At 41.3% G+C, this 25,830-nt stretch carries 21 protein-coding genes; 2 read left to right on the top strand and 19 right to left on the bottom strand.

The window, feature by feature from the left end; translation table 11 throughout:
• Positions 1-2 precede the first annotated feature (2 nt).
• The 10 genes from D5281_RS08970 to D5281_RS08925 all read right to left on the bottom strand — a co-directional run bounded on the left by D5281_RS08970 (position 3) and on the right by D5281_RS08925 (position 14,274).
• Positions 3-1,049: a hypothetical protein gene (locus tag D5281_RS08970; protein WP_160559829.1), complete on the bottom strand. Its 1,047-nt coding sequence runs from the start codon at positions 1,047-1,049 to the stop codon at positions 3-5.
• Between the two features lie 26 nt (positions 1,050-1,075).
• Complete coding sequence (locus D5281_RS08965; protein WP_160559828.1) at positions 1,076-2,512, bottom strand: MBOAT family O-acyltransferase; 1,437 nt, start codon at positions 2,510-2,512, stop codon at positions 1,076-1,078.
• A gap of 526 nt (positions 2,513-3,038) precedes the next feature.
• The gene (locus D5281_RS08960) at positions 3,039-5,279 is read right to left on the bottom strand and encodes an extracellular solute-binding protein (RefSeq protein ID WP_160559827.1); all 2,241 of its coding nucleotides are present in this window, start codon (positions 5,277-5,279) and stop codon (positions 3,039-3,041) included.
• A 52-nt stretch (positions 5,280-5,331) separates the two neighbouring features.
• Positions 5,332-6,438 carry a DegT/DnrJ/EryC1/StrS family aminotransferase gene (locus tag D5281_RS08955; protein WP_160559826.1) on the bottom strand — a complete coding sequence of 369 codons (1,107 nt, stop codon included), beginning with the start codon at positions 6,436-6,438 and terminating at the stop codon, positions 5,332-5,334.
• Positions 6,439-6,495: 57 nt separating this feature from the next.
• Positions 6,496-7,233: a glycosyltransferase gene (locus D5281_RS08950; protein WP_160559825.1), complete on the bottom strand. Its 738-nt coding sequence runs from the start codon at positions 7,231-7,233 to the stop codon at positions 6,496-6,498.
• A gap of 39 nt (positions 7,234-7,272) precedes the next feature.
• Positions 7,273-8,958, bottom strand: coding sequence for an LIC_10190 family membrane protein (locus tag D5281_RS08945; RefSeq protein ID WP_160559824.1), 1,686 nt, complete (start codon positions 8,956-8,958; stop codon positions 7,273-7,275).
• Between the two features lie 38 nt (positions 8,959-8,996).
• Positions 8,997-9,959, bottom strand: coding sequence for a glycosyltransferase (locus D5281_RS08940; protein WP_160559823.1), 963 nt, complete (start codon positions 9,957-9,959; stop codon positions 8,997-8,999).
• 31 nt (positions 9,960-9,990) lie between these two features.
• Positions 9,991-11,139: an FAD-dependent oxidoreductase gene (locus D5281_RS08935; protein WP_160559822.1), complete on the bottom strand. Its 1,149-nt coding sequence runs from the start codon at positions 11,137-11,139 to the stop codon at positions 9,991-9,993.
• 119 nt (positions 11,140-11,258) lie between these two features.
• On the bottom strand, positions 11,259-12,341 hold the full coding sequence (locus D5281_RS08930; protein ID WP_160559821.1) for a glycosyltransferase: 1,083 nt from the start codon (positions 12,339-12,341) through the stop codon (positions 11,259-11,261).
• Between the two features lie 73 nt (positions 12,342-12,414).
• The gene (locus tag D5281_RS08925; RefSeq protein WP_160559820.1) at positions 12,415-14,274 is read right to left on the bottom strand and encodes a hypothetical protein; all 1,860 of its coding nucleotides are present in this window, start codon (positions 14,272-14,274) and stop codon (positions 12,415-12,417) included.
• 167 nt (positions 14,275-14,441) lie between these two features.
• Here D5281_RS08925 and D5281_RS08920 point away from each other — a divergent pair, with 167 nt between their 5' ends.
• A complete protein-coding gene (locus D5281_RS08920) occupies positions 14,442-15,371 on the top strand; it encodes a glycosyltransferase family 2 protein (protein WP_160559819.1) in 930 nt (309 codons plus the stop codon).
• A gap of 88 nt (positions 15,372-15,459) precedes the next feature.
• Here D5281_RS08920 and D5281_RS08915 read toward each other — a convergent pair whose 3' ends face one another.
• The 4 genes from D5281_RS08915 to D5281_RS08900 all read right to left on the bottom strand — a co-directional run bounded on the left by D5281_RS08915 (position 15,460) and on the right by D5281_RS08900 (position 19,277).
• On the bottom strand, positions 15,460-16,770 hold the full coding sequence (locus D5281_RS08915; protein ID WP_160559818.1) for a UDP-glucose dehydrogenase family protein: 1,311 nt from the start codon (positions 16,768-16,770) through the stop codon (positions 15,460-15,462).
• A 29-nt stretch (positions 16,771-16,799) separates the two neighbouring features.
• A complete protein-coding gene (locus D5281_RS08910; protein ID WP_160559817.1) occupies positions 16,800-17,792 on the bottom strand; it encodes an NAD-dependent epimerase in 993 nt (330 codons plus the stop codon).
• 259 nt (positions 17,793-18,051) lie between these two features.
• Positions 18,052-18,981, bottom strand: a complete 930-nt coding sequence (locus tag D5281_RS08905) for a hypothetical protein (RefSeq protein WP_160559816.1) — start codon at positions 18,979-18,981, stop codon at positions 18,052-18,054.
• A 50-nt stretch (positions 18,982-19,031) separates the two neighbouring features.
• Complete coding sequence (locus D5281_RS08900; protein ID WP_160559815.1) at positions 19,032-19,277, bottom strand: helix-turn-helix domain-containing protein; 246 nt, start codon at positions 19,275-19,277, stop codon at positions 19,032-19,034.
• A gap of 650 nt (positions 19,278-19,927) precedes the next feature.
• Here D5281_RS08900 and D5281_RS08895 point away from each other — a divergent pair.
• The gene (locus D5281_RS08895; protein WP_160559814.1) at positions 19,928-21,340 is read left to right on the top strand and encodes a glycosyltransferase family 39 protein; all 1,413 of its coding nucleotides are present in this window, start codon (positions 19,928-19,930) and stop codon (positions 21,338-21,340) included.
• 118 nt (positions 21,341-21,458) lie between these two features.
• Here D5281_RS08895 and D5281_RS08890 read toward each other — a convergent pair whose 3' ends face one another.
• From D5281_RS08890 to D5281_RS08870, 5 genes are all read right to left on the bottom strand, one after another.
• Entirely contained in the window at positions 21,459-21,701 is a 243-nt protein-coding gene (locus tag D5281_RS08890; protein ID WP_160559813.1) for a helix-turn-helix domain-containing protein, read from the bottom strand.
• 237 nt (positions 21,702-21,938) lie between these two features.
• Positions 21,939-22,679: a glycosyltransferase family 2 protein gene (locus D5281_RS08885; RefSeq protein ID WP_160559812.1), complete on the bottom strand. Its 741-nt coding sequence runs from the start codon at positions 22,677-22,679 to the stop codon at positions 21,939-21,941.
• 34 nt (positions 22,680-22,713) lie between these two features.
• The gene (locus tag D5281_RS08880; protein ID WP_160559811.1) at positions 22,714-24,630 is read right to left on the bottom strand and encodes a hypothetical protein; all 1,917 of its coding nucleotides are present in this window, start codon (positions 24,628-24,630) and stop codon (positions 22,714-22,716) included.
• A 368-nt stretch (positions 24,631-24,998) separates the two neighbouring features.
• Positions 24,999-25,241: a helix-turn-helix domain-containing protein gene (locus D5281_RS08875; protein WP_160559810.1), complete on the bottom strand. Its 243-nt coding sequence runs from the start codon at positions 25,239-25,241 to the stop codon at positions 24,999-25,001.
• A 307-nt stretch (positions 25,242-25,548) separates the two neighbouring features.
• Positions 25,549-25,734, bottom strand: a complete 186-nt coding sequence (locus tag D5281_RS08870) for an XRE family transcriptional regulator (protein WP_160559809.1) — start codon at positions 25,732-25,734, stop codon at positions 25,549-25,551.
• Positions 25,735-25,830 lie beyond the last annotated feature (96 nt).

Raw genomic sequence — 25,830 nt, 5'->3', positions numbered from 1 at the left:
TCCTAGTATTCTAATCCATCCAGTGTCCCATCTTCATAGCTTTGCAGCTCCTCGTAGATCATTTCCACATTGGCGTCCCATGATTCATACCCCTCCTGTCCCCTTCGGTCAGGTATTCTGTCATAGGAATCCAAAAAGGAACCCAGATATTCCGTAAATTTGCAGCTTCCCCAATAATTCAAATGCGAATCATCGTTAAAATCCTTTTCAAAATCCAGCCCGATTGTTTCGTAATACTCATTATAATTAATAAAAATAAGTCCATTTTCCGCTGCAATCTCAGTGATCCTGTTATAAGTCCTCTGATCCTCGGACGTAATCACATAAGGTGAAACAATGAGTACCAGATCGCTTCCCTTCTTTTTTGTGAGGGCAATTATTTTTTTCAGATATTTTTCCGATTTGGATGTCAGCCCATCATTTCTGTCCTCTGAAAAACCCGGTTTTTGCTGAGGCCTTGTATTCCAATAAGGCGTATACCCTTTAAAAGCTTCTTTTTTCTCATTGTTCCACAAAAAGTGCTGAAAATCTTCCTCCTCAAGATCATCATACCTGCTGTGATAAACTGCAAAGTCAGGGAAATAGTGATGCAGCTTTACAGGCTCCACACTGACGGGCAGCATCTGCATCTTGTTCAGGGAAAACCGCATGCCATATATATTTTCCGCAATCCAGTCATATTGGTAATCTTCCTTAAATCTTGCAGGGGCATACATATCCAAAACAATCACTTCCGGGTTTTGATATTTATACAGCTCCTTCAAATAATAATATGTCATCCATAAGGGCTGCTCCGCCCCGCTGTAATCATACGCCGCAATCCCATACTTTTCCCATAAAATACCTGTATTGATGTCACAGTGAATATGGCTTGTCCCCATCATCGCCACATCTATAGAATCCTTTGGCTGTATATACAGCCCTGCTTTCTGATTCACCCCATGTTCCGACTTAATGCGCAAAACGCTGGCCGTAAGATAAATTGTCACCAGAAAAAGCACAGCAAAGCCGGCCCGTATCAAATTCTTTTTCATTCTGCTCGCTTTCATACATATCCCTGCTCTGAAATGTTTTCTCAAAACCGCATATAGATAAACTGCTCCGCATGATATCCTGGTCCGTACATCCCAAAAATGAAAATTGCCATAATCAACAAGTAGAAAACAAAATACCTGCCCGCATTTTCCCTGTACTGAATCAGCATTGGCAGATGACGCTTTTTCCTGTTGCAAAGATTATCCACCATCCATATCACCGTTATCCCTATCAGAATCACTCCAATTTCCACCTGACTTAAATCCAGCGTCTGCACCATTTGTTCCCACTGCCTGAAATGCACACCCACAGTAAACATCCTTCCGATATAGGCAAACCCTGCTTCGGCGCTGCTGGCCCTAAAGAAAATCCATGCCAAAGACACCGCAAAAAATGTGATAATTTGTCCGCCTTTTACCTTCCATCCCATCTTCTTTGAAACAGTCTCCACAACAGAGTAAAAACCGTGCAGCAAACCCCAAATAACAAAATTAATGCCGGCCCCATGCCACATTCCGCATATCAAAAACACAATCATGGTATTGATACATTTTCTTACCGTTCCCTTCCGGTTTCCTCCCAAAGGAATATAAATATAATCCCTAAGCCACGTACTCAGCGAAACATGCCACCTGCGCCAAAAATCCGAAATGCTGCCGGTCAGATAAGGCGCTTTAAAATTTTGCGTTAATTCAAGACCAAAAATCTTAGCACAACCTATGGCAATATAAGAATATCCCGCAAAATCGCAGTATATCTGCATGGTATAAAAGATCATGCCCGCCATAAGCCAAAAGCTGTCAAATCCGTCAGGATTATCAAAAATCCTTCCCACGGTTACTGCGAGTCTGTCCGCCACCACCATCTTCATAAAATAGCCCCAAAGCATATAAGTAAATGCCGTAGACAGCCGTCCCCTGTCCCAGGCTTTTACCTGACTTAAATTTTTAAGCTGAGGCAGAAAATCCTGTTCCCGCTCTATAGGACCGCTGACCAGCTTTGGAAAAAAGGCCAGATGACAGCTTAAAAGTAAAAAGCTGCTTTCCGCCTGACTTTTCCCCTTATAGACATCCGCCAGATACCCAATTGCCTGAAATAAGTAAAAGGACAAGCCCACCGGCATAATAAACTGCTTTAGCACTCCCTCCGGTATTTGATTTTCCATACCGGAATCCATGAAAAAATGGGGAAGATATTTATAGCTGCACAATATCATGCAATAAGCCGCTATCACAGTTATCATAAATATTTTGCTTATAAGGATACTTCCCCGTGCGCGTAATTTTTCTATTTTTAACCCAACTGCCCATGTACAAAAAGAAATAAAAATAAGAACTGCCAGGGCACGTATTTCCATAAATCCACAAAATGCATAGCTGGAAATAAGCAAGACCATTGGTCTTAGCTTTACGGGCAGCAAAAAGAACAGCATCACGGTCATTCCCAAAAAAGCAACGAAAAACACAGAAACAAACAAACTGATTCCCTCCTGTCACTTCATGAAATATTTCCATTTACTTTTCACCACGAAATAAATGCTCCATTTCATATCATGAAATATAACTTTCTTTCGTGTCAGATTTCTAATCCGCACATTTTATTTGCTGCCTGTCTTCTCACAGGAATAAGATTTCTGCAATAAATACTCCACTAATTGCGTACATCTGTCGCAGAAAAATTATTCCTTTAAAAGCTTGGCTTTTACACAAACTGATTTCCAAGATCAGCCAATCGTTTTTAACTGGTATTAGTATAACAAAAAAAAGCCTTTTTTATAGGCTTTTTTCCAAAATTAAGAAAGACTTAAATAAATATTCAAAATTTCCTGCGGATTTTCAGGCTTTTAGCGGTTTGTTTGTCACTAGCGTATCACTGGTTCGGTCGGGCGGATTCGGGACTTGAACCCATTGGAAACGTGCGCCGCCGGGCACACAACCTGCAATATCCCGGGAAACCTGTAAACCTCCCCCGGATATTCTCTCTTAAGAAACTGTCATAAAAAATTACTGCGTTTCATTCAGGTAAAGCTGTACTCTGTTTTGGACAACTGATGCCACGTCCTCCACGCTCTTTTGTCCGCTGAAATACCCGGAGGCCTCCTCCAAAATGATATGCATCACTTCCTCGTCCATGCGCACTGTGCCCTGCGCTGACATGATCACTTCTCTTACGCGGTCTACCTGTTCCTGGGTGGCGGCATAAACCGCTACGGAATATTCTTCGCCTCCCATACTGCCGGCCCATGTCATCTTGGGCATCTGTGTCTGATTACCATTCTCCTCTTTCCTATATTCCGGTTCCATATCCTTCTCAAACTGTTTTTCAAGAGCGGATTTTAAGATAGGAAAGCCGCCGTTAGGGGCGCCTACATTTTCCTGCCGCTCCTTTGTCACGTTAAATCGGATAAATTCCCATACCCCTTCTTTGTTTTCAGAGCCAGAGCTCATGGCGGCAGTGGTTCCATTAGAAAACAATGTCAGGCCGCCCTTGCCGAAGGTGGGATAGCCAATCAGATTTACCGGCCCGCCAAACATAAACTCATACATCTGATACTGGGAAACAGAAGTGACATATCCATTATACAGCAATGTTCTTCCGTTTTTTAAATCATCCAGCGTGGCTTCATCGCCTGCTTTATCGGCAAAGCCGTTCGCAAATGTAAGGATTTTTTTAAAATCCTCTCCTGTAAAGTTACATGTACCTGTTTCCTCATTGATAAACAGCTCCTGATTCATTGTGCACATAGTCCACAAAATATCTGACTTGTCCACACCGGATAAAAGCTCCACGCCGCTGTCTGCATCCGCCATCAGCTCCATTACATCCTCCACTGTCCATGTTTTGGCATCTCCAATTTCCGAAACCTTGCCTATCAGAGCCTGCACGCCATAATAGGGCATAATTGCATACAGCTTCCCCTCTCTCTCATAAGCCTCCAGGACACTCTCCACATAATCTTCTCTGTTTATAATCTCATCCGCCTCTAAATAAGGATTCAAATCCTCAATAGCCCCCACTGAAATCAGCGTTTCCAAAGGCATCGGACAATAACTCAAATCTATGATATCCGGGAACTGCCCGCTTTCCAATTCCTTTAAATACAGGTCGGACTTTTCGCGGTAGTCCATGGAGGCATCCCCATATTCTTTTATCATGATGTGGTACTTCTGACTTTGCCTGTTGAAGTCCGTAATATCCCTCTCTGCAAAAAAGGAAGGATAATAGGTTCCGTAGGTCAATATGATCTTTTCCGGTACTTCTGATTTTCGTTTCTTTGTAAGAACCACCAATTCCGTACCTCCCTCCGGGCTCATGAAGTCCGTGGTCAGCGCCGCGATCCTTCCATCAGGAAGGACAACAACCGAAGTAAGGTTGGCGGAGTTGACATCATAATCTGTCCAGCGCAAAATTTCCTCCGGCTTTTCATCTGATAAATTACAGGATAAAAGGACGCCGTTTTCTGTGTACAACAAATCTGTGTCTGCTCCGCCCTGATAGGTTCCATAATCAAATGAAATAGAGCTGTTTATCTGCTTCAGCTCTTTTTCTCCCGGAATAACCTCATTTACAATAAAACCCCGGGCATCATCAAGATATGCCGCCCCTATCTTTCCGTCCTTCATGCGGAAAAAGCAGTTTATGTATTCTCCCGGGCTCATTTGGCTATATACGCTGCCGTCCGGCTTCAAAATAAAAATTTCCCGTCCATCACAGACATAATAATTGCCATCCCCATCCGTCAAAACATTTGCTATATAAAAACCAGGCGACTGCAAAAAAGCCTCGCTGACATCTAAGGACGCTAATTCTTTTCCATCGGCATCCAGTGTTTTAATGAGTATCTCTTTTATTTGGGCAGCGGTTTCGTCCGTATAGCCTGTCACACTCACCAAAAGATTTCCTTCTCCGTCTGAATCAAGGCTGGTAATATATTGGTATTCCCCAAGCTCTGCCAAAAGCTCCACGGTCTCCTGACTGTCCATATCCATGGAAACAAGCTTGGCTTGTGAATTTTCATATTCCAGATAAAAAACGTCCCCGTCATTTCCAATTATCGCCATCCCAATTTGCTCTCCGGCTCCGCCTATAGGATGGTACTGCGCCACATAGACATACTCATCCTCCCCTGCATCCTCTGTGCCTGTGGCCTCCCCTGGCGTTTCTTCTTTCTGCCTTCCACATCCTCCAAAAACGAATGCTGCTGCAAGCGCCATGGTTGCACACAATGTAATTCTCTTTTTCATTTTAGTCCCCGTCCTTGCCAGCACTCTGCAAATCTGAGCGCCAGGCACAAATTTATTTATAAAAAATCTTATAGCGATTGCAGGCGTCAATCACTTTCCCTGCCTCCTCATCCGTCATCTCCGGGAAAAGCGGCAGTGTTACGCAATGCCTGGCCAGATATTCTGCATTCGGGCAGTCCCCTTCCTGATAGCCCAAATTTCCATAAGCCTTCTGCAAATGACAGGGCACCGGATAATGCCTATGGCATTCTATCTCCAGTCCTTCCATATACGCTACGAAATCCTCCGGATTTTCCACGGTTATCACAAATAAATGAAAAACCGGATCCGTATTTTCAGGATGTGCCTGTAAGGTAAGCAGCGGGTTTGTGATTTCCCGGATATACCGCCTGCCAATTTCCCTACGTCTTTGTGTCCACTTCGGCAAATACTTAAGGCTTACGCTAAGTACCGCCCCCTGAAGGCCCTCCAAACGGTAATTATAGCCTATCAGGTCATGATAATATCTTACCTGGCATCCCTGATTTTTGATTGTTGTAATCACATCATAATACTCCTTTTTATAGCAGGTCACGCTGCCCCCTTCTCCAAAGGCGTATAAGTTTTTCCCGGGATAAAAGCTAAAGCATCCCAGTTCTCCTAAGCTTCCAACCAATTTGCCCTCATACTCCGCGCCATGGGCCTGGGCGCAATCCTCCACCACATAAAGACCATACCGGTCGGCAATGGCCTTCACTTTATGAAATTCAAAGGGCTGTCCGTACAAATGAACCCCCAAAACCGCCCTGGTTTTATCTGTAATTTTTTCTTCTATCTTGTCCGGGTCTATCTCCCAGGTATCCGCTGTGCAGTCCACAAACACTGGGGTAGCTCCTGTATAAGTAACGCCCCAGGCCGTTGCAATATAAGTATTGGCAGGAACAATCACCTCGTCTCCTGCCCCAATTCCAAGCGCCATCATGGCACAGTGCAGGGCGGAGGTCCCATTATTAACGCCCGCCGCATAAGGCACTTTACAAAAGGCTGCAAATTCTTTATCAAACTGGTCTGCAAATCTGCCTCCTGAAAAAGCGGTCTCCTGACAAACCGCCTCAATCGCTTCCATATATTCCTTTTTATGCTTTTGAAAATCTCTGGTTAAGTCTATCCTCTTTAACATCTGTCATCCCTTCCTTTTATCTTCCCTGCCATTTTCTTAACGGTTTGCATGATTTTACTATTGTCGTGCTTTCTCCTCCGCCCTAAAAGCCTTTCGCAGCCTGTACATCTGCACCAGATAATTCTTAATTGTTTTCCACATCTTCACGGTAGTATTATAATCCTCCTGCCATTCCACCGGCATATCATAGATTACCACTCCCATCCGCTCTGCGCGCAGCAGGAATTCTATGGTATAAAACCAGCCATTGTCATCTCCGCAGGCTTCCACCAGCCGTTCAGCCGTTTCTTTGCGCAGAAATGTAAAACCGCATACTGCGTCCGTTGCTTTCATATGAAAAATCATTTTCAAAAGGAATACCAGTCCCATGGAGGTAATCTTCCGGTACCATTTCCTTCCCCGTGTATCAGATTCTCTGCTGAAACGGCTCCCGTTTACGTATTCCAGTTCCGGCCTTCTCTCGAACAGTTCAATGGTACGGCCCAAATATTTGATGTCCGTGGACAAGTCTATGTCCATATACCCCACCAAGGCACATTCGTTTAATGCAATCCCTTTTCGGAAGGCAACGCCCACGCCTCTTTCGCCTACCCGCACATAAGTTACCTCCGGGTATTTTTCCTCAAGCGCCTGCCCGATTTGAGGCGTCTCATCCTCCGAACCATTATCTAAAATCGTAAGTCTATAAGGAATCTTGACATGTTCTTTTAAATAAGCCATTGTTCTTTCTATTCCGCTTTCAAGGCGAAGCCTTTCATTTAATACCGGGAATAAAAGATTAATTGATAATTCCACCGTTCTTCCACCTTTTCTTTATAAAGACAAAGTAAAAAATTATTTTGCCTTGAATCCATCCTTTATGTTATCTCCCATCAAGGTACTTCTATCTAACATAAATTTGTAGCATGTACCCGGAAAAGTATGATATGTGTTTACTTCATCCGCCATAGAATAATAAACAACATTTCCATTTATTACAAGACTGCCCTCCTGGGCCCTGTCATAATCCTTCTGACGGATATAATAAGGCTCTTTCAAGCTCTGCTTCAAAAAAACTCCCGCATCCGTAATATAGTGATCCCAATAAGGGCTGATTGACACAAAAATACAAAACATCAGCCCTCCGGTCAGGATACTGTAAAAGCCTTTCTTTTCCTCGCTGAGATACTCCCCTGCCGCAATCATAGGAAGGGCAAGGATAAAAGCAATCCCATACCGGATAAAAGGCGCGGTAAAAAACCACACAATAAGATTACCCCAAACCGCCACCATGAGCACTGCCATATTCCACCTTAATTTCCGGTGTTCCATCACCTTTTTCGCGCTTAAAACCACCATCATAACCGCTCCAATGAAGGCTGCCCCAATTAACATTTTCTCATACCGTTCCTGCCCTTCCCACCATATGGGAAGCCAGCTTGCAACCGGCCAGTCAATTTTTTCCACATCATATAAACATCTTCCCCATACCTTAATCTGGTTGGCATCCACCAGCAAATACTCCTTTGGCACCTTCCACTGTACCGAAAAAAGATCAATCCCACCAAAAGGATACAAAAGCCATCCTGAAATCAAATAGTTCCGTACCAAGAAAGGAAACAGCATCAGACATCCACATCCAAAGTAAACTCCTATCTCCCTCCAGCGCTTTTCTTTCACCAGAAATACAGCCGGATAAATTACAATAAGCACCAGCAAACATGCGGAAAATTTTAATGTGGCCACAAAAACCGCCAGCACCGCCAGCAGGGAATATTTTGCCACACTGCTTCCCTTTTCCATATTTCCACACCATTCGGTGAGCACAAACAACACCATAAACATTGTTGCATAATCCGTAGCCGGAGACATACTTCCCGTCACAATCACCAACGTATACAGCAGTATACCCACCCGCATCATATCTGCAGTATGACGCCTGTGTCTTTTAAAATCCTTCAGCTCATGAAATGCATATAGGCACATAACCGCCTCAATAAAACCTGTGGTCGTATGCAGGGACTGTCCCAGAAGCCATCGCAGACTGAATATAGAGGCAAAAGCCAGGTAAGCGCTATTATACGCAAAGTGAAGCTGTAAATTCCCCATCCCCTTGAGCAAACCATATTCCTCATACAAACGAATCATCTGGGCATGGTAAATATTCGTGTCCGTATGAAAATTTCCGCGGGAGGTAAAAAAGGCCAACACGAAAATAAAACCGATATAAAAAAACCCTTCCCACGAAAAAATAAGCTTTTTATATTTTTCCCATTCTGTAAAAATAATCTTTCTTCCAGCTACCCCAAACCCGGCTGCCGCCAGCACCATCAAAATATGAGAAACGGCGCCTATTTTTCCAAAAATACTGAAAACTTCCACGTAGACCGTGACAGCCGCAATCCCAGCCACCAGTTCATGCGCCATGGAAAATTTTTCCGGTTCTAAGCCAGCCGCCCTGTATAGTAAATAAACACTGCCTCCGCCTATACAGCCGCACACCAATGTCATGTATATCCAGCTTATTATTACTGCAACCATATACGCTTCCTTCCCTTCGCCGCTGCTCTTGGCCTCTTTTAACGCTTTACCACCTTTTCTATGTCAGAAACCAAATATCTCTGCTGCTTAAAAATCAAATTCAGCATAACAGACAAATATTTTAATATAATTGTTAGCAGCGCAAACACACCAAAAAAACCCAACGCTAAAAAGCCCATAGTAGAAAACCACCCTTCCACCGTCTGCTTTCCCATAAAAAGGTCGGAGAAAATATAAAATCCCACTCCAATTGTCACTAACAAAAACAGACCGCATACAATTGCAGAAATTCTCTCCAATACATTTGTAAAATAAATAAAGGAATCAAGGGCAAGTGTGGTTCTCTCCGAAACCACACTTTTATTTTTCACTCTCACATCCACATCCGTACTGTCATAATGAATTGTTGTGGTATTTAAACCGCAATTCATGTACACAGCTTTTCTATATGGAATATACTGTCCCATAGATTTAATCCTGTTGATTGCTCTTCTGGAGACTAACCTGAAGGTCTCTGGCCCAATTTTGGTCTCTCCCCTGCTGGTTTTATTGTAAAGAGCATAAAACAGCCTTGACGTAATGCGGAGCTTTCCCTTACTGCTGGCGGCCACAATATCATTTCCCTCAAGCAGCTTATTGTAGACAGTCATCACTACCTCAGGATTATAATCCACAAAAATATCATCAAACTCATAAACAAAATCGCCAATCGCTATGTCCCTGCCTGCGTTCATAGCACTTTCCAGTCCCTGAAAAAAGCTCATATGCACCACATTTACCATAGCCCCAAACTGTCTGTTTTCCACATAATCCCGCAAAACTTCCACTGTGCCGTCCTGACAGTCATCGTCTACGCATACCAGCTCAAACTGCTGGAAATTTTCCTCAACCACAGGAATAATTGTATTTAAGAAATACTTGACATAAGGAGCTGCGTCATGTAGGTAAACCACCAGCGATATAAACTTTTTTTCTTTTTTACTTACATTTTCACTCCCCATAGATTCCTCCATACTATTTTTAAATCATTTTCTATTCCATTACCAAATATTCATCCAAATCATAAACCGTGTTGATTTTTCCTGATAAGACACTTACAAATACCGGCTCCCTGCTCATTACCCTGATTGCCGTAGGCCTGGAATCATCCACCTCCGAGCTTTTTAAAATCGGCTTCATAGAATACAAAGACTGCATATAAGAATAGCCATACTCCGGCTTCATGTATTTATCCGCCAAATGAGACATGTAAGGCCATGCGGAATCCGGCTTATGAGGACATTCGCTGCAATTCCCCAGTTCGTCCGGCGTACATTTATTTTTCCCCTGCTCCATTCCCTTCTGGCAGGAGAATTTCGGTTTCGGCTCATAGCTGGTCACATGAGGTGTAAAGGTTACCGCTGTCAGAGAATGCAGGCCCGTCTGCCCAAAGGGCATGATGGAAAAGAATGGCCCGTCCATTACGGTAATTCCGATTTTCTTCAAAGCATCGGAGGGCTTGCACAAAATAATCTCGCACAGCTCATACTTTATTCCAAAAAATTCCTTTTCTACTCCCTCTACCCTGTCAATCACCTGGTTCACAGAAGCATAAGTGGCATTCAGCACATAAGGCGCCTCAAAACACTTTCCATCCTCCACTTCCACCCTAAAAGACTTCTCAAGCTTAACAAGCCTCTTGATCCGGACGCCATATTCTATTTCCACATTGGTGTTCTCGTTTAGTTCATTCTCAAAAAAATGCTGCAGAACCTTCGCATCGTAAGTATATTCTTCCGTAAGAAAAGCCCCATCGCACATCCCCGGTTTAAAATACTTAGAGGCTGCCGCTTCCTCACATTTTATATCCGCCGCTTTACAGAACTCCTGAAACTGCTTTGCACTGGTCCATGAAAACTTGTCCGATGTCGCATAAATCTGCTCAAACGCATCGTGAATACAAAAGCCAAAATCTTCCACAAAACGCCTGAAATATCCCGCCGATTTTACTGCCGTGGTAAGACTCCTGGGATAGTGGTATCCCATATGCACCCTTGCCTGATTGATATAGGTGGCTCGGCCAAAAGGCTCCTTATCATATTCAAGCACTAAAACATGCTGCCCCCTTTGTGCACAGAATCTCGCCCCATATAAACCGTATAAACCAGCTCCGATTATTATTTTGTCGTACCTCTGCACCATAACCTAATCCTTTATTTTACGATTCTTATACTCCCTGCATACAACAGGCAGCGCCTATTGTCCTGTATCGCAAGCTATGCTTGCGGTACTGCACCAGCCACGTTTTTACTGTTTTAGATTTACTTTTCACACTTTTGTGTATAAACAAATTCCCGCTGAATCACAAAACTTAAAAAGAATAATAACACATCCACGGGTATTTTCGTTAACACCTCCACACCGCCAAATACGGAATGTAATCTATCCACCAGGAAACCGCTCAGCAGCATTTGCACCACTGCAAGCAACGCATAACGGGGCAATGAAGTCTTTACCGAACTTTCACTCTGAAATACGATTTTTAAATTAATCAGGTAATTATAAAGTGCCGAGAGAATCCTTGCCAAAACAGTAGCCAGCATAATATAAGTCAAATCCCCCCACTGCATATCCCTCATAAAAAAGCAGAACATTGAAAATAACACCAAATCGATTATACAGGAACTGAGCGAGGAAAAAAGAAATTTTCCAAAAATCATATATATTTTCAAAGAATCCCTGATGGGATTAAAATGGCTAGTTTTATTTTCTTCTATATATATGGTTTGGATCGGCACTTCTACAATGGGAATCCCCCTTTTTTTCGTCTCAAGAAGCATATTCGTTTCAAATTCAAAACGCTCTCCGTTAACGGTAAGAAGCCGTTCCATAAAGTTAGCAGGAATTCCCCGAAGACCTGTCTGGGTATCTGAAACCGTAATACCCGTTAAATACTTCATTACAATTCTTGTACATTTATTGCCAAATTCTGATCTTGCCGGCACATCTTCCCCTTCAAAACATCTGCAGCCTAAGACTAACGCATTCGGGTTCGCGAGCATCGCATCCACACATGCCAGTATACATTCCGGAGAATGCTGTCCATCCGAGTCCGCTGTTATTACTCCCGGCATTTCTTCCCATTTTTGAAGGCAATAATCAAAGGCTGTTTTTAAAGCACATCCTTTCCCACGGTTAATTGCATGATGTAAAACCTTACATCCATACACTTCCTCTGCCTCCGCAAAAAGATTTGCATATTTTTCCCCGCTTCCATCATCCACCAATATAATATTTTGAAAACCCTTCTTCCTCAATTTTTTCAGCAAGCCGGAAAGCTTTTCATCCGGCTCATAAGAGGGAATTATGATGGGCACTCTCCATCTTGCTGTCTCTTGTTCCATATCATCCATCCAATCCCATTTCTCAATTATACATCAACTGTAGAATTCATAAATTACCTTTTTCAGGCTAATTTCATCCGCCTATATATTTTTCCCAATGCATGACACCATCTTCTTCGCATACCCGATATAAACAATTATATTCTAATTTTTCATCCTTTATAAAAGGCCGAAACAATTCTTCTCCACTATCAGATAATGGATTTATATATAAAAAACCTGCATGTGCCTTCCTGACGGCCTCTGCAATGTCTTCACTGTTCATTGTTTCCCTATCTATACCTTTATACATAACCGACACCGGCGCCGCTTCAAAGTTTATGAAAGTATAATTGCCTTTATTTACATCTGCAATATCACATAAATATAATACACGCCCGATACTTCCTCTTTGCCCGGCGCCTATTGCCCGCAAGAATTCTTCTGCCGATTCATCCACTCTTTCTTTACGTACCGCCAATTTGCTATTTATCTCTTTTTTATAACCATTCACCGCATAATACGCGCTTGCATAATCCGTAGTAAGAAATACAAATATTATGCATAAAACCGCCCCCGTCACCTGCTTACGGCTATTCAAAGCAAAATAAGCTGTCAGATACATTCCCCCTATAAAAAACGGCGCCCCATATCTTTCTATGGACAAAATCATCGTGGCCGGATCCAGGTACTGAGTTTCCCTTGCAAAGATTGTCAAATGACTGATTAAATTAAACGAATAAAACAAAATGCCGGAAAGAATAAAAAATATTTCCATAAAGACTGCCAGATATTTATCCACAACATGAAATTGATAAAGCAGAAAAACAAAAAGAATTAACAGTAAATACATTCCTAAAGGACTTAAATCTACCGCTATGGTATTCCATCTGTGGAGAGGGTAACGGATAAAAGCCTGTATAAATACCTTTACCATTTCCTCTTGGTAATCGGGAATGCCCATACTTCCTGCTGCCATTTGAATCGCCTGGTCCGTAAGCACCGCCACTCGTTTATTGAGAAAGCAGAATCCCAGCCACGAAATTTCCGTCAACAACGGCAGAGCCATAACGATAAGCAACGCTTTTTTTCTTCTCTCTCCTCTCTTATACACCAAACTATGATAGCCGAAACTAAATATGAGCCCAAAAATCACCCAGACAAAACCTGTATTTTTACACAAAACCAACACTGATAAAAACAGCGCCTGCCTGCCATAATAAAAAGCATTCCCACACTCCCTATCTGTCACAGACGCAAGAAAAGCTCCATAAACTATAGCCATTGTAAGGTCCGCACAGCATCCCTCATACCACATCACTTCCACCACTGCCGGAAAGAGCCAAAGCGCCAGTGCACTAGCCACCATGATAAAAATATTTCTTCTTTTCAGATTTTTTAAAAGCGGAAACAAAAATGCCAGGTTCATAAAATAATAACCGGCAAAAATTAAGTTCTCCCGAAACTCAATTGGTGAAAAGTGCAAAAACCACCATTTTATCATTTGCGTCCCAGGCGGATAATCTCCAAACTCTGTTGCCACATTTGCATATTTGTCCGCAAAACCATCCAAATAAAAGATAGATTTCACATCGGTAGCCCAAAAATTATAATCATCCCACCAACTGACGATCCGCTCATTTACACATAGAACCACCACCACCGTCAACCCAAGCGCCGTCAATGTACTTGCACTGAAAAGTTCCTGCCGCACAAAATTTAAAATTTCCCCGCGTTGTTCTTTTGACATTTTCACGAAAAAAAAGGCAGTAACAGCCACTCCCGCAATCATGATATAATCCGAAAGCATCAGCATCCTAAAGAAAGAAAGGACATAGAGCATAAGAATCAATATCGCACTTCCTACCGGAACGGCTTCAACCAGCCGTATCTCACATTTCCATGATATATATAAAATCAGAATCAGAAATGCCGCTATATGAAAAATATACATTTCATCATTTCCTCCCGTAGATTACACGCAACGGCCCATATTTTCCCGTAAACATTCTACCATAGATAGCACTATTTGACGAGAAAGAATTTGAATTCTTAATATCTATAGCATTGCTAAAACTATTTTTCTCGTATATACTTTAATTTATGAGGAGAAATACGCTGATGCAGGATAATCAAATGCTTTCAATTATTATACCTTCCTATAATGAGCAGGATAATATACCCAAAACTTTTACTGTGATAAAAGAAATACTGGATGCGTCCTGCATTCCCTTTGAAATCATTTTTGTTGACGATGGTTCCAAGGACGCCACATACCATCGCATCCATACGCTTTCAAGAGAATATCCCCAGGCAAAAGGCCTGTCCTTTTCAAGAAACTTTGGAAAAGAAGCGGCCATTTTTGCAGGGCTGGAGGCTTCCTCCGGTGCCTGCTGTGTTATCATGGACTGCGACTTACAGCATCCCCCTGCCCTGCTGCCCGAAATGTATCAACTTTGGCAGGAAGGTTACGAAGTAATTGAAGGAGTCAAAGCTTCCCGCGGAAAGGAAAGCTGCCTCCATACCCTTTGTGCCAATGCCTTTTACTGTATGATCAGTAAGGCAACCGGCATTGATATGTCCAAAGCCTCTGATTTTAAACTGATGGACCGCAAAGCGGTGGATGCACTTTTAATTCTCCCGGAACGGTCTCCCTTCTTTCGGGCGCTTTCGTCATGGGTAGGTTTCCGTTCTACCACGCTTCCCTTCGAAGTCCAGGAACGCACCATCGGCACTTCTAAGTGGTCCATGTGGAGCCTTACCAAATATGCCATCCAAAACATTACTTCCTTTTCAGGCGCTCCCATGCAGTTTGTAAGCCTGATGGGCTGGATTATGTTGATTGCGTCCATTGCACTTGGCATCCAGTCCTTATACAAATATTTTTCCGGTTCTGCTTTAGAAGGCTTTACCACCGTGATTCTGTTGCAGCTGATTATCGGCAGCGTTCTGATGATCAGCCTGGGCATTATCGGTCATTATATTTCCAGAATCTATGACGAAATCAAAGCAAGGCCCAGATATATCATTCATAAAAGATGCGGCTGTTAGACGCCGCATCTTGGGTATTCTCTGAAACATTAAGCAACTCTCAGGCAGCGTTTTTGACGCCTTAGAGCTGCTTAATGTTTTCTTCATCCTATCGCCCGATGCTGTAATATTCTACCCCTGCTTCTTTCATTGCTTCTATCGGATAAAGATTTCTGCCATCATATACGAGAGGGGTATGCATTCTTTCCTTAAATTCCACAGGCATAACCGCCTTGATCTCCGGCCACTCCGTAAATACAAAGCATATATGAGCCTTGTCTAAAGCTTCCCCCACTGAAGATACATATGTCATGGTTCCATTTTCTACTTTTCCCACCGGAAAAATCATTTCGGCCCGTTCCGCGCCCTTAGGGTCGTACGCAAAGACATCCGCACCTGCTGCCAGTAAAAGCTTTAAATTATCAATCGAGGGAGCTTCCCGTAAATCATCTGTTCCCGCTTTAAAGGTAAGTCCCAAAACCGCCACTTTTAAGCCGTTAAACGTAATCATCCTGTCCTTTGCCTTTTCAAACAGTCTGGTCTTCTGGGAAACATTCACATCTACACAGGCCTCCACTGTCTTAAGCTGGTAGCCGTGCTCTCTGGCCAAATATTTAAGCGCTTTCGTATCCTTAGGAAAACAGCTTCCCCCAAATCCAATTCCCGCATTCAAAAACCGGGCGCCAATTCGCTCATCATAACTCATTCCCTTCGCTACATCCGTAATATCCGCACCCACCAGCTCACACAAATTGGCAATATCATTCATATAAGAAATCTTTAGCGCCAGAAAATCATTACAAGCATACTTAATCATCTCCGCCGAACGGCGTTTTACCGAAACAATAGGCAGCCCAAAGGGCTCATATATTTTTGTAAGCAGCTCCTCCGCCTCTTTACTTTCCGTTCCAATAATAATTCTGGCGGCATGCAAGGTGTCATGAACAGCAGTTCCCTGAGCCAAAAATTCAGGATTGGAGGCCACCTCTACCTTCACATGATGCACCAAAAAATCCTTAATAAACTGTTCTACCTTATCATTGGTGCCCACTGGAACTGTGGATTTTACCACCACCAGACAATCCTTCTCAACCGTCTCCGCAATCTGCCTGGAAACTGTGGCAATATAGCTTAAATTAGCGCTGCCATTCGGCATCTCCGGCGTCCCCACGCCAATAAAAATAGCATCCGCATCCCTGTAAGCACATTTATAATCCGTAGTAAAATGTAAGGTTCCGTCTGCATTATTCTTCCGTATCAGTTCCTCCAGACCTTCTTCATAAATGGGAGAAATCCCCTGGCGCATCATTTCAACCTTTTTTTCATCCACATCCACACAGGTTACATCATACCCTTTTTCCGCAAAGCATACACCTGCTACCAAACCTACATACCCAGTTCCCGCCACTGTAATTTTCATTTCAGTCCTCCATTCCCGTGCGCTTAATCCTATTTATAATATTCCAAAAACCACTTTGCAAACCTGCCAAGCCCTTCTTCAATCGTGGTAGATGGTTTGAATCCGAAATCATTCATTAAGTCCTGCACATCCGCATAAGTCTCATACACATCTCCGGGCTGCATAGGCAGATACTCTTTTTTCGCTTCCTTCCCCAGACACTTTTCAAGCATTGCTATATAATCCATTAATTTTTCCGGCTTATTGTTTCCTATATTGTAAATCTTATAGGCAGCGCCATTTTCATCCGCCGCCGGAGGCCTTTCAAGGACCCCTTCTATTCCCTTTACAATATCGTCAATATACGTAAAATCACGGCGCATATCTCCATGATTATAAATCTGAATGGGCTCATCCGCCATAATCTTCTTTGCAAACTTGAAGTACGCCATATCCGGCCTTCCCATAGGGCCATATACAGTAAAAAATCGCAGTCCGGTTAAAGGAATCTGATACAGCTTGCTGTAAGAATAGGCCATCAGCTCATTGGACTTTTTCGTAGCCGCATACAGGCTTACCGGCCTGTCCACCTTATCCTCCGTAGAAAAAGGCACCTTCTTATTTCCGCCATAGACGGAGCTGGAAGATGCAAACACAAGATGCTCCACCGGATAATGGCGGCACGCCTCTAAAATGTGGTAGAAGCCTATTATATTTGAATTGATATATGCGTCCGGATTATCTATGCTGTAACGCACCCCTGCCTGGGCTGCAAGATTTACCACAATCTCCGGTTTGAAATTTTCGAATATGGAAAACACTGCACTTTTATCTGCAAGATCGGCCTTGACAAAATGGTATTGGGGATATTCCTTTAGGATTGCCAGACGGTCTTCTTTCAAGGAAACTTCATAATAATCATTTAAATTATCAAGGCCAACTACCTCCATACCTCTTTCTAATAAGGCTTTGGAAAGATAATAGCCTATGAATCCGGCTCCGCCAGTGACAAGATAAGTTTTAACCATAATCGAATCGCTCATACTAATCCCCCATTCTTGCCAGCATCCCGTAAATTTGGGCGCAAGCACAAATTTGTTGTGTGAAAACTTTTGTTTTTCTGCAAATCACTGTAGTATTATAGCAAAGTTTACGTTGATAGTGAATACATATTAATAATATGTATGTTAAAAATATGTATAATAAAAAATATATATGAAAAAATTTAAGAGACTGTCGCAGCAGTCTCTAAATTTTGAATCATTTATTTCATTGTTTCTTTCTATGTTTCTTATCCGGCTTTTATTCTCCTATTTGACTTGCTTCATCAAATACCTGTCTCAAATACAAAAAACCACAGTATCCATTTTCGTCCGCAAGTCCACTTACGTCTTCTCCTGCCGGAATCCTTACACTGTATCTTTGTCCCTGATATTGATAATACAAATCTACTGCCACATCCCGCCGGCTTTCAAGTGCCTCCAATACTGTCCTGTCAAAGCTCATCCAGCGATCCGTATCTATCACAACTTCCTTTGCCTGTGCACCTTTGATTTTTTCCGCTGTTTCTTTTAAAAATACGCTGAAAGCTGAATTAGGCGCTTCCTTGTAATCTATCACATCACCGCATATCGTGCATTGGTATGCCAACAGACCGTCCTGCCCTGCCGTGGCCTGCCTTTCCCATTTATACTCCAAGTTATGCTGGCACGCCGTACTTTTAGATTCCTCTCCGCCAGACTTCGGTGCTTTATTCTGACTACCTGTATTTTCATCTCCATCAGTCTCTGAAATTTCCGTAACTTCCACTTTGCCATCTTTTATTTTTACGCTGTAATAGCTTTGCGAATAAGTCTGCACAGCTTCACTGCCATAATTCATTCCCACAGATGCAAAATAAACTCCTTCCTGTGCCTGATAAACGCTTGTACTTCCAGTTCCTGATACAGCATAAGAAAGCTTTTGCCGCGCTAAAATGGATATCTGCCCTGTTTCCTCTTTCCTGTAAAGATACAACGTCATCTCACATCCGCTCTGATCATTGTAATTTTGATAACTGCACTGGGCCATAATTCCTTGTCCATCTCCACTTTCCGAAACTTTTAAATCAGAAATCACCGGCGGTTCTGCCGCCTGTACCTCCGGCGCAGTGAAACTTGCTCCACCCAATCCCAAAATCCCAATACTCATTATCATTGCCAGCAGTTTTTTCTTTACACTTCTCTTTCCCATCTGTTTCTTACTCCTTTCCCTTTTGTACACGAACGCAGTCAGACACATTTTTATATCGTTTTTTCTTCATACAGTTCTTCAATGGAAACGCTAAGGACCTTTGCCATAGCCCGCAGCTCAAAATCTGTCACCGTGCGCTCATGACTCTCAATCCTTGAAATAGATCCCCTGCAAATATAGATTGCATACACTTCTAATTTCTCTGAAAGATCTTTTTGGCTTAATTTTCTTTCCATTCTGTATTTTTTAATTTTTTCACCCACCACATTTTGTGCTTCATCAACTATTCGTGCCATATTTAGTCTCCATTGATATTGACACAAACATTTTATTATACTTTTTCGTCCTCCCTGTCCTATAACAGGACACAGCTTAAACTTTTTTATTTTCAGGAAAAGGAAAACGATTTATTACCTTACACAAAGTACGATTTATCCGTTCAGCAGTCAACTTCCACCAATGCAGGCTTCTTATACCTATAATTCAATTACTTTTCACACGTTGGCCAGAGCACGCTTGGAAAAGTAGTTATTTTTCACGGGTCAGGTATGCTCATTAACTGCGCATTCCGTGAGAACGTGATTCAGGTGTGAGGGGCGATTTTTACGAAGCGAAACTTGGAATATCGCCCCAAATGTTACTATGAGCGGCCCCAGGCCGTGAATAGTAACGAAAAGTAACATAATTCACACCGGCTATTTCGTTGATTGACTTTCAATATGATTTGTGTAATATATTATTAAGTAGTGAAAACAAATTTATGGGCGGCTGGCAAAAATAGGGGATTGGTATGCGCAAATATAATCTTTTACAGCATATGAATATTTTTCTTTATGTAATATTTGCATTATTGATGTTTTTTGTGATATCTAATAAACAAAATATGCATATTGATGAAATACTAACATACGGATTAGCAAACTATACAACAGGCTGGATGGCCCCCATGGAAGCAGAAACTTACACGCCTGCCAGCAGCGCGTGGTTGGAATATGTAGCAGTCAACAGGAACAACCGATTTGATTATGATATGGTATGGAGAAACCAGGCAGGCGATGTCCACCCGCCACTCTATTATGCTTTCGTTCACACGATCTGTTCTATATTTACAGGGAAATTCAGCATATGGTTTGCAGGTGTGATTAATATCTTCTTTGCATTACTGACACTTTGGACTGTACGGCGCATTTTGTATGAATTAACACAAAGCCAGCAAGCTGTATTGTTTGGCTCCATACTATTCATCTTATCTGCAGGCATTCTGTCTGCCGCCTCCTTTTTTAGAATGTATGTGATGGCTATGTTTGAAGTCACTTTCATTACATTACTGTTTATGCAGGCGGCTTTGAAAGGATGCAGCAGAAAATTCTATATTGCCATTATCCCAGCCTCTGTTGCAGGCGCTTTAACCCATTATTATTTTATCATTTTTCTCTTTTTCTTATCCTTAATATTCGGTATCTATTTATTAATCAAAAAGAATTATAAAGATACAGTTCTGTTTATCCTGTTTATGCTTCTGTCCGGAAGACTATCCACTTGGATTTTCCCCAGTATGATTAAACATATGTTTTTAAAAGAAGGATATCGCGGACAACAGTCAATTGAAAACTTAAAACAGACTTCTATCATAGAATATATAGAAAGATTAAAAACCTTTTATCAATTTCTGAACAGCCAGCTATTTGGCGGATTCCTTACATATTTATTGATAGCTATTACTCTGTTTATCATAATTGGAATTGCCCGCAAAAGTATCCTATTAAAAAAGGAAAGAAACATTCTTTGGATCTTAACATCCTTCCCCTGCATTTGTTACTTTTTGTTCATTACCAAAACGGCTGTCATGTTTGAAAGCAGATACATATCGCCCATTTATGCCGTAGTTATGGTAAATGCCTTCAGTTTGCTCTACATTATCATAAAAAAACTCGTGAATAAAAAATATGATAAAATAGTTCTTTGCATTCTATTAACGATTATGACCGTAAACGGCTGGCGCATTTGTACATGGGAATATTTATTTCTTGATTCTGCACAGCTCATAAAAAAAGCCGGGCAGCATCGGGATGAAAATGCTATATATATTTACGATGCCGGCTGGGAAACTGCCATTTCCTTTTTTGAGGCTTCTCATTACAAAAGCATTACTTTCTTCCATATTAATAACATACAGGCTTTGCAAAATTCCCCCTGCAAAAATGACAGCAGTTTGATCGTCTATATTACCAACTCTTGTAATATAGAAAGTATTTTAAATAATGTAATGGAAATATGTCCGGCCTTAACAGGAAATGAAGAAATGGGTACTTACGGCTATGCAACATCTTATTATTTATACGATCCCAATTTAAGATAAAAAAACACTGTTCACAGAATAGATGAATACGGCTCGAAAGCCATACAAAGGCTGTCACGCTCTGCACGCCAGCCTATTGTATTAAATAGCTTTGAGCCGCATTCTTTACAAAATTCTTCTACATATCCGAATACTCTATGTTTTCAAATTCCGGAGAATCAAAAAATTCCTTTAACGTAACCCCAAACCCGTCACACAATTTTCCGACTGTCAATATGCCCGGATTCGCTGTTGATTTGTCCACAATATGCATCAGGGTTGTCATCGGCACCTCCGACCTAAATGACAATGCAGCATATGTCATTCTCTTTTCTTTGCATAAATTATTGATTCTCTCAACTAATATATTTTGTTCCTGCATTTTTAATCCCTCCGTATTCACTACGCTCATAATCATAACTGTAAAACCGTACTATATCTGTCGATCTTATCATCAACGGCGGTGACCGTGGAAGGAAGAAATAACCTTTATCATCCGGAAGTGAAGAAAATTCCACATTACCATTCACTCTGCAGTTAATAGATTAACCCCTTGAAAATAAAGCCTTTTCGTAGACAGCCATTGCAGTCAAAATAATCTATATCCTCAAATTCAAACTCAATGAAAAAATTGCATCATTACCTGAACAGTTCTTATAAAATCAATCCAAAGGGCTCCTTTTATTCCATTATCCTTAAGCGCCCTATACACCTCCTTTAAAGACAACAAGTAACTGCTAAGACTCACGGTGCTTGTCCCTCCGTAATACATTTTTACAATAGTCTCCGGTAAATATTCCAAGCGATTTCCTTTGTCTTTCAAAAAACGAATCATAAATTCACAATCTGCTGCAATCACATAGGCCGGATTATAAAGCCCATATTTTTCATAAATTTCTCTTTTCAAAAATAAAGTCGGATGTCCCGGAATCCAACCCCAATACAAGCTTTTTTGCGGTCCCATTTTCCAACGTCTAATTATCTTTTCCTCTGATACATAAACCAAATCGGCATGCGTACCCACACACTCAGGATGTTCTTCCATTAACCGAACCATTTTGGATACCGCCTGCGGACTGCTGAATAAATCATTAAAAAATACAATAATATCGCCAGATGCCATTGGATAACCCTGATTCATTGCATCGTAAATACCACTGTCCTTTCCCGTAGTCCACTTTACTGTGTATCTGCTTTTCGCTTCATATTCCCGGATAATATTCAGCGTATGATCCGAAGAACCTCCATCTTTAATGACCACCTCAATTTGCGGATAGTCCTGGTCTTCTATACTTTTGAGCGTTTTCTTCAGATTATTTTCACTATTGTATGTAGTGAGTATTAACGATACTGTCTTCATATTTTAAATTTTCTCCCATAACTGCTCTTTTCGTTTAAAATCCCGGAATCATTTCATATACATTCATGTTCTCGCCATTCACTACCCTCTTATATCGGTGGGTTCCAACTTCCAATTCTTCTTGTGCAAAAATTTCTTCTGCAATAATATAATCCGGTACAAAAGATGGATCTTCACACTTTCCCGTGTCATTTCCCACCAAAACATGCTCTATACGTTCTACACTATGCTTAAGCATATATTGTATTGGATACTCATACGTATCTTCCCCCAGAAGAATCCCTATATTCTTAGTTTCCGCCTCTTTCAGATATGAGCAGATATTTAAATACTCATCCCTGACAGATCCGCGGGTGGTAAAATAAGCGGATGGGCGGGACATTCCCTGCTTTACTACAATTTCCCCGTGATAAGAAAATAACAACATAAGATCTAATATGGCCATCCAGCAGATTATCGGCATAAATGACCTTTTCACCACCTCACTGCGGCAGTTCTTCGAAATATCTTCCGCCCAAACCGCCACCATCGGACACATTAGAGCGAGATAAGGCAGCATATATCTTGATACAAACGGCTCCCAGCGTATCAATATACATATACAGACAAATGAAACCACCGTCCCATAAGTGTAAGTTTTTTGGTATTTATCTACTGCTTTCCTTCTATATAAACACCACAAGAAGCAAACTATTGCTGTTAATAATATTGTAAAATTAACTGCAGTATCATGCCCATAGTCCGATCCTGCTCTGAGCATAAATTCCTTACCGTCTTCCGCAATACTTTCGTGGTTAATATCCACACCTGACACTGCCGCAATCAAATAGATCATTTTTCCAAGTATTTCACTACTGGCAGGTATATAAATTGTGGGCAGATTAAAAGATAAATTCTTGAGCCCATTCACAAACAGATATTTGGGGTTCAGCGTCCCCACCAACTGCCTTGCCCCTGTAATGGGCGCAAGTATTGCACCAAAAGTCCGTATATTTCGAATCATTTCCGGTGCCATCAACAATATCATGACGGGAAGCGCTGCAAAGATCAGCTTAATAATCGTTTTTACAGAATCTTTTCTGATAATGCAAAAAACCAAAAGAACTACCGCCCAAAAGGCCATACCCATAGAAACCGTAGGTTTGGTCAAATAGCCAAACCCCACGCATGCCGCCATACAGATGCATTTGCCACAGGTTTCCCTATTATCCTCAATCTTTTCCTTCCTATGCAAGAAATCTAATAAATAATAAATATATATCAGGAAAAAAACACACGCCAAATTATCATTCTGCGTTGTCAACGCTTCTCCAAAGGCAATCGGCATAGCGCAAAACAGTAAAGTGCCCGCCTTACAATATTTTTCTTCACATCCCAATTTTTTTGCTATCTCAAATATAATCCATGCGTTTGTAAAAAATGCGGCACACTGAATTAAATTGAACAAAACATCCCTGCTTTGGGTAAGAAGATAAAGCTCCGTGCAGATAAATTCGTGAAAGACCGGACTTGCCGTCTGCCGCACAATGTTGGTTGCATAATGAGCTACCGATTGATTCTGCACCCAGTGCAAAACTCTCGGCATATGGTAGGTCATGGAATCCCAGTTATATGGAACTGTCACTACCGCCAATACGGAAATCATTCCAAATAAGATAACAAAAAAAATGTTGGAAACCGCCTTTTTATACAATGTGGACGCAATTTTTCCTATCCTTATTCGCTTTCCTGTCTTTATGATATAAACAACTGCACCAATCCCAACCGCCAGCCAAAAGCAAAAAACAGCAGCTTTATTTAACATATAAAAACAGGAAAAAACCTCTATATGCAGAAAAAGAAGACTGCACCAAACTATAGTTCCCTTTATCCATGCATCAATCTCCTCTTTCTTATCATTTACAAAACATACCACTAACAGCAAGAAACTTATTCCCAGAATAATAAACATATACTTTCCTTCCTGTTTTTCATCATTTATTCTCTTATCTTGATTCCCGCCAGCAACGAGCCAAGTAGGCATGCTTGCGTATAAACATTTGGCGGCTGCCGCGAAGGTCACATACCACGCTGCCTTGCAGCGTATGCTTTGCAACATGCGCTCTGCAGCGCTGCAAGATTGATGCCTCGTTGCCGGCTGCGGAGTTATTGACTCCCTATACTCAGAAGCTATTGCTGGCAAATTCTTCAATAGATATCAACAATTATAAAAAATATATAATATGATGTCAATTTGAAAAATAGCGGGAAATTAAATAATAGATAACAGTTACATATGTCACTTTCCAAGCGTCTTCTGGCTAGCGTGTGAAAAGCAGCTTACATATCAAAACGTTCCATATTTTCAAATTCAGGGGAATCAAAAAACTCTTTTAACGTAATGCCAAATCCGTCACATAATTTTCCAATCGTCAGTACACCCGGATTTACCGTTGATTTGTCCACAATATGTATCAATGTTGTCATTGGCACCGCTGACTTATATGATAACGCATAATATGTCATTCTTTTTTGTTTACATAGATTATTGATTCTCTCAACTAATATGTCTTGAGCCTGCATCTTTTGTTCCTCCCATATTCGGTATTATTTTATTATACTATACCTTATTATAATTTCCAATTATTTCCATTTATGGAAGTACTCGTATTTTTTAGAGGCACAATTTTATATCAATTACAAGTTTCTCTTAAGAGATTTACCGTCTATACGTAATGTTCCAAAAGCAATCAAATATATTTAAAAAAATTTTTATCAAACTATTTTGATACAATAGCTTTACAGCTGGCTGCAAAAGCAGCCAGCTGTATCTGTCATGAGCTATTTTTTACTTTTTCTCCTTAAAGAGTAAGTTGGTATTTAATTCCTTTTACATATCAAAACGCTCTATGCTCTCAAATTCAGGCGAATCAAAAAATTCCTTTAAAGTGATACCAAATCCATCACACAACTTCCCAATTGTAAGCACGCCAGGATTCACTGTTGACTTGTCCACAATATGTATCAGCGTTGTCATTGGTACCGCTGACTTATAGGATAATGCATAATACGTCATTCTTTTTTGTTTGCATAAATTATTGACTCAAACTTCGCACATAGATTTAGCCTATGCACCTTGAAAATTCAATACCTGGCAGTTATTCAGTTATCT

Source organism: Parablautia muri (assembly GCF_009917485.1).
Classification (GTDB): domain Bacteria; phylum Bacillota; class Clostridia; order Lachnospirales; family Lachnospiraceae; genus Suilimivivens; species Suilimivivens muri.
This window is presented reverse-complemented; position numbering and strand designations above follow the sequence as displayed.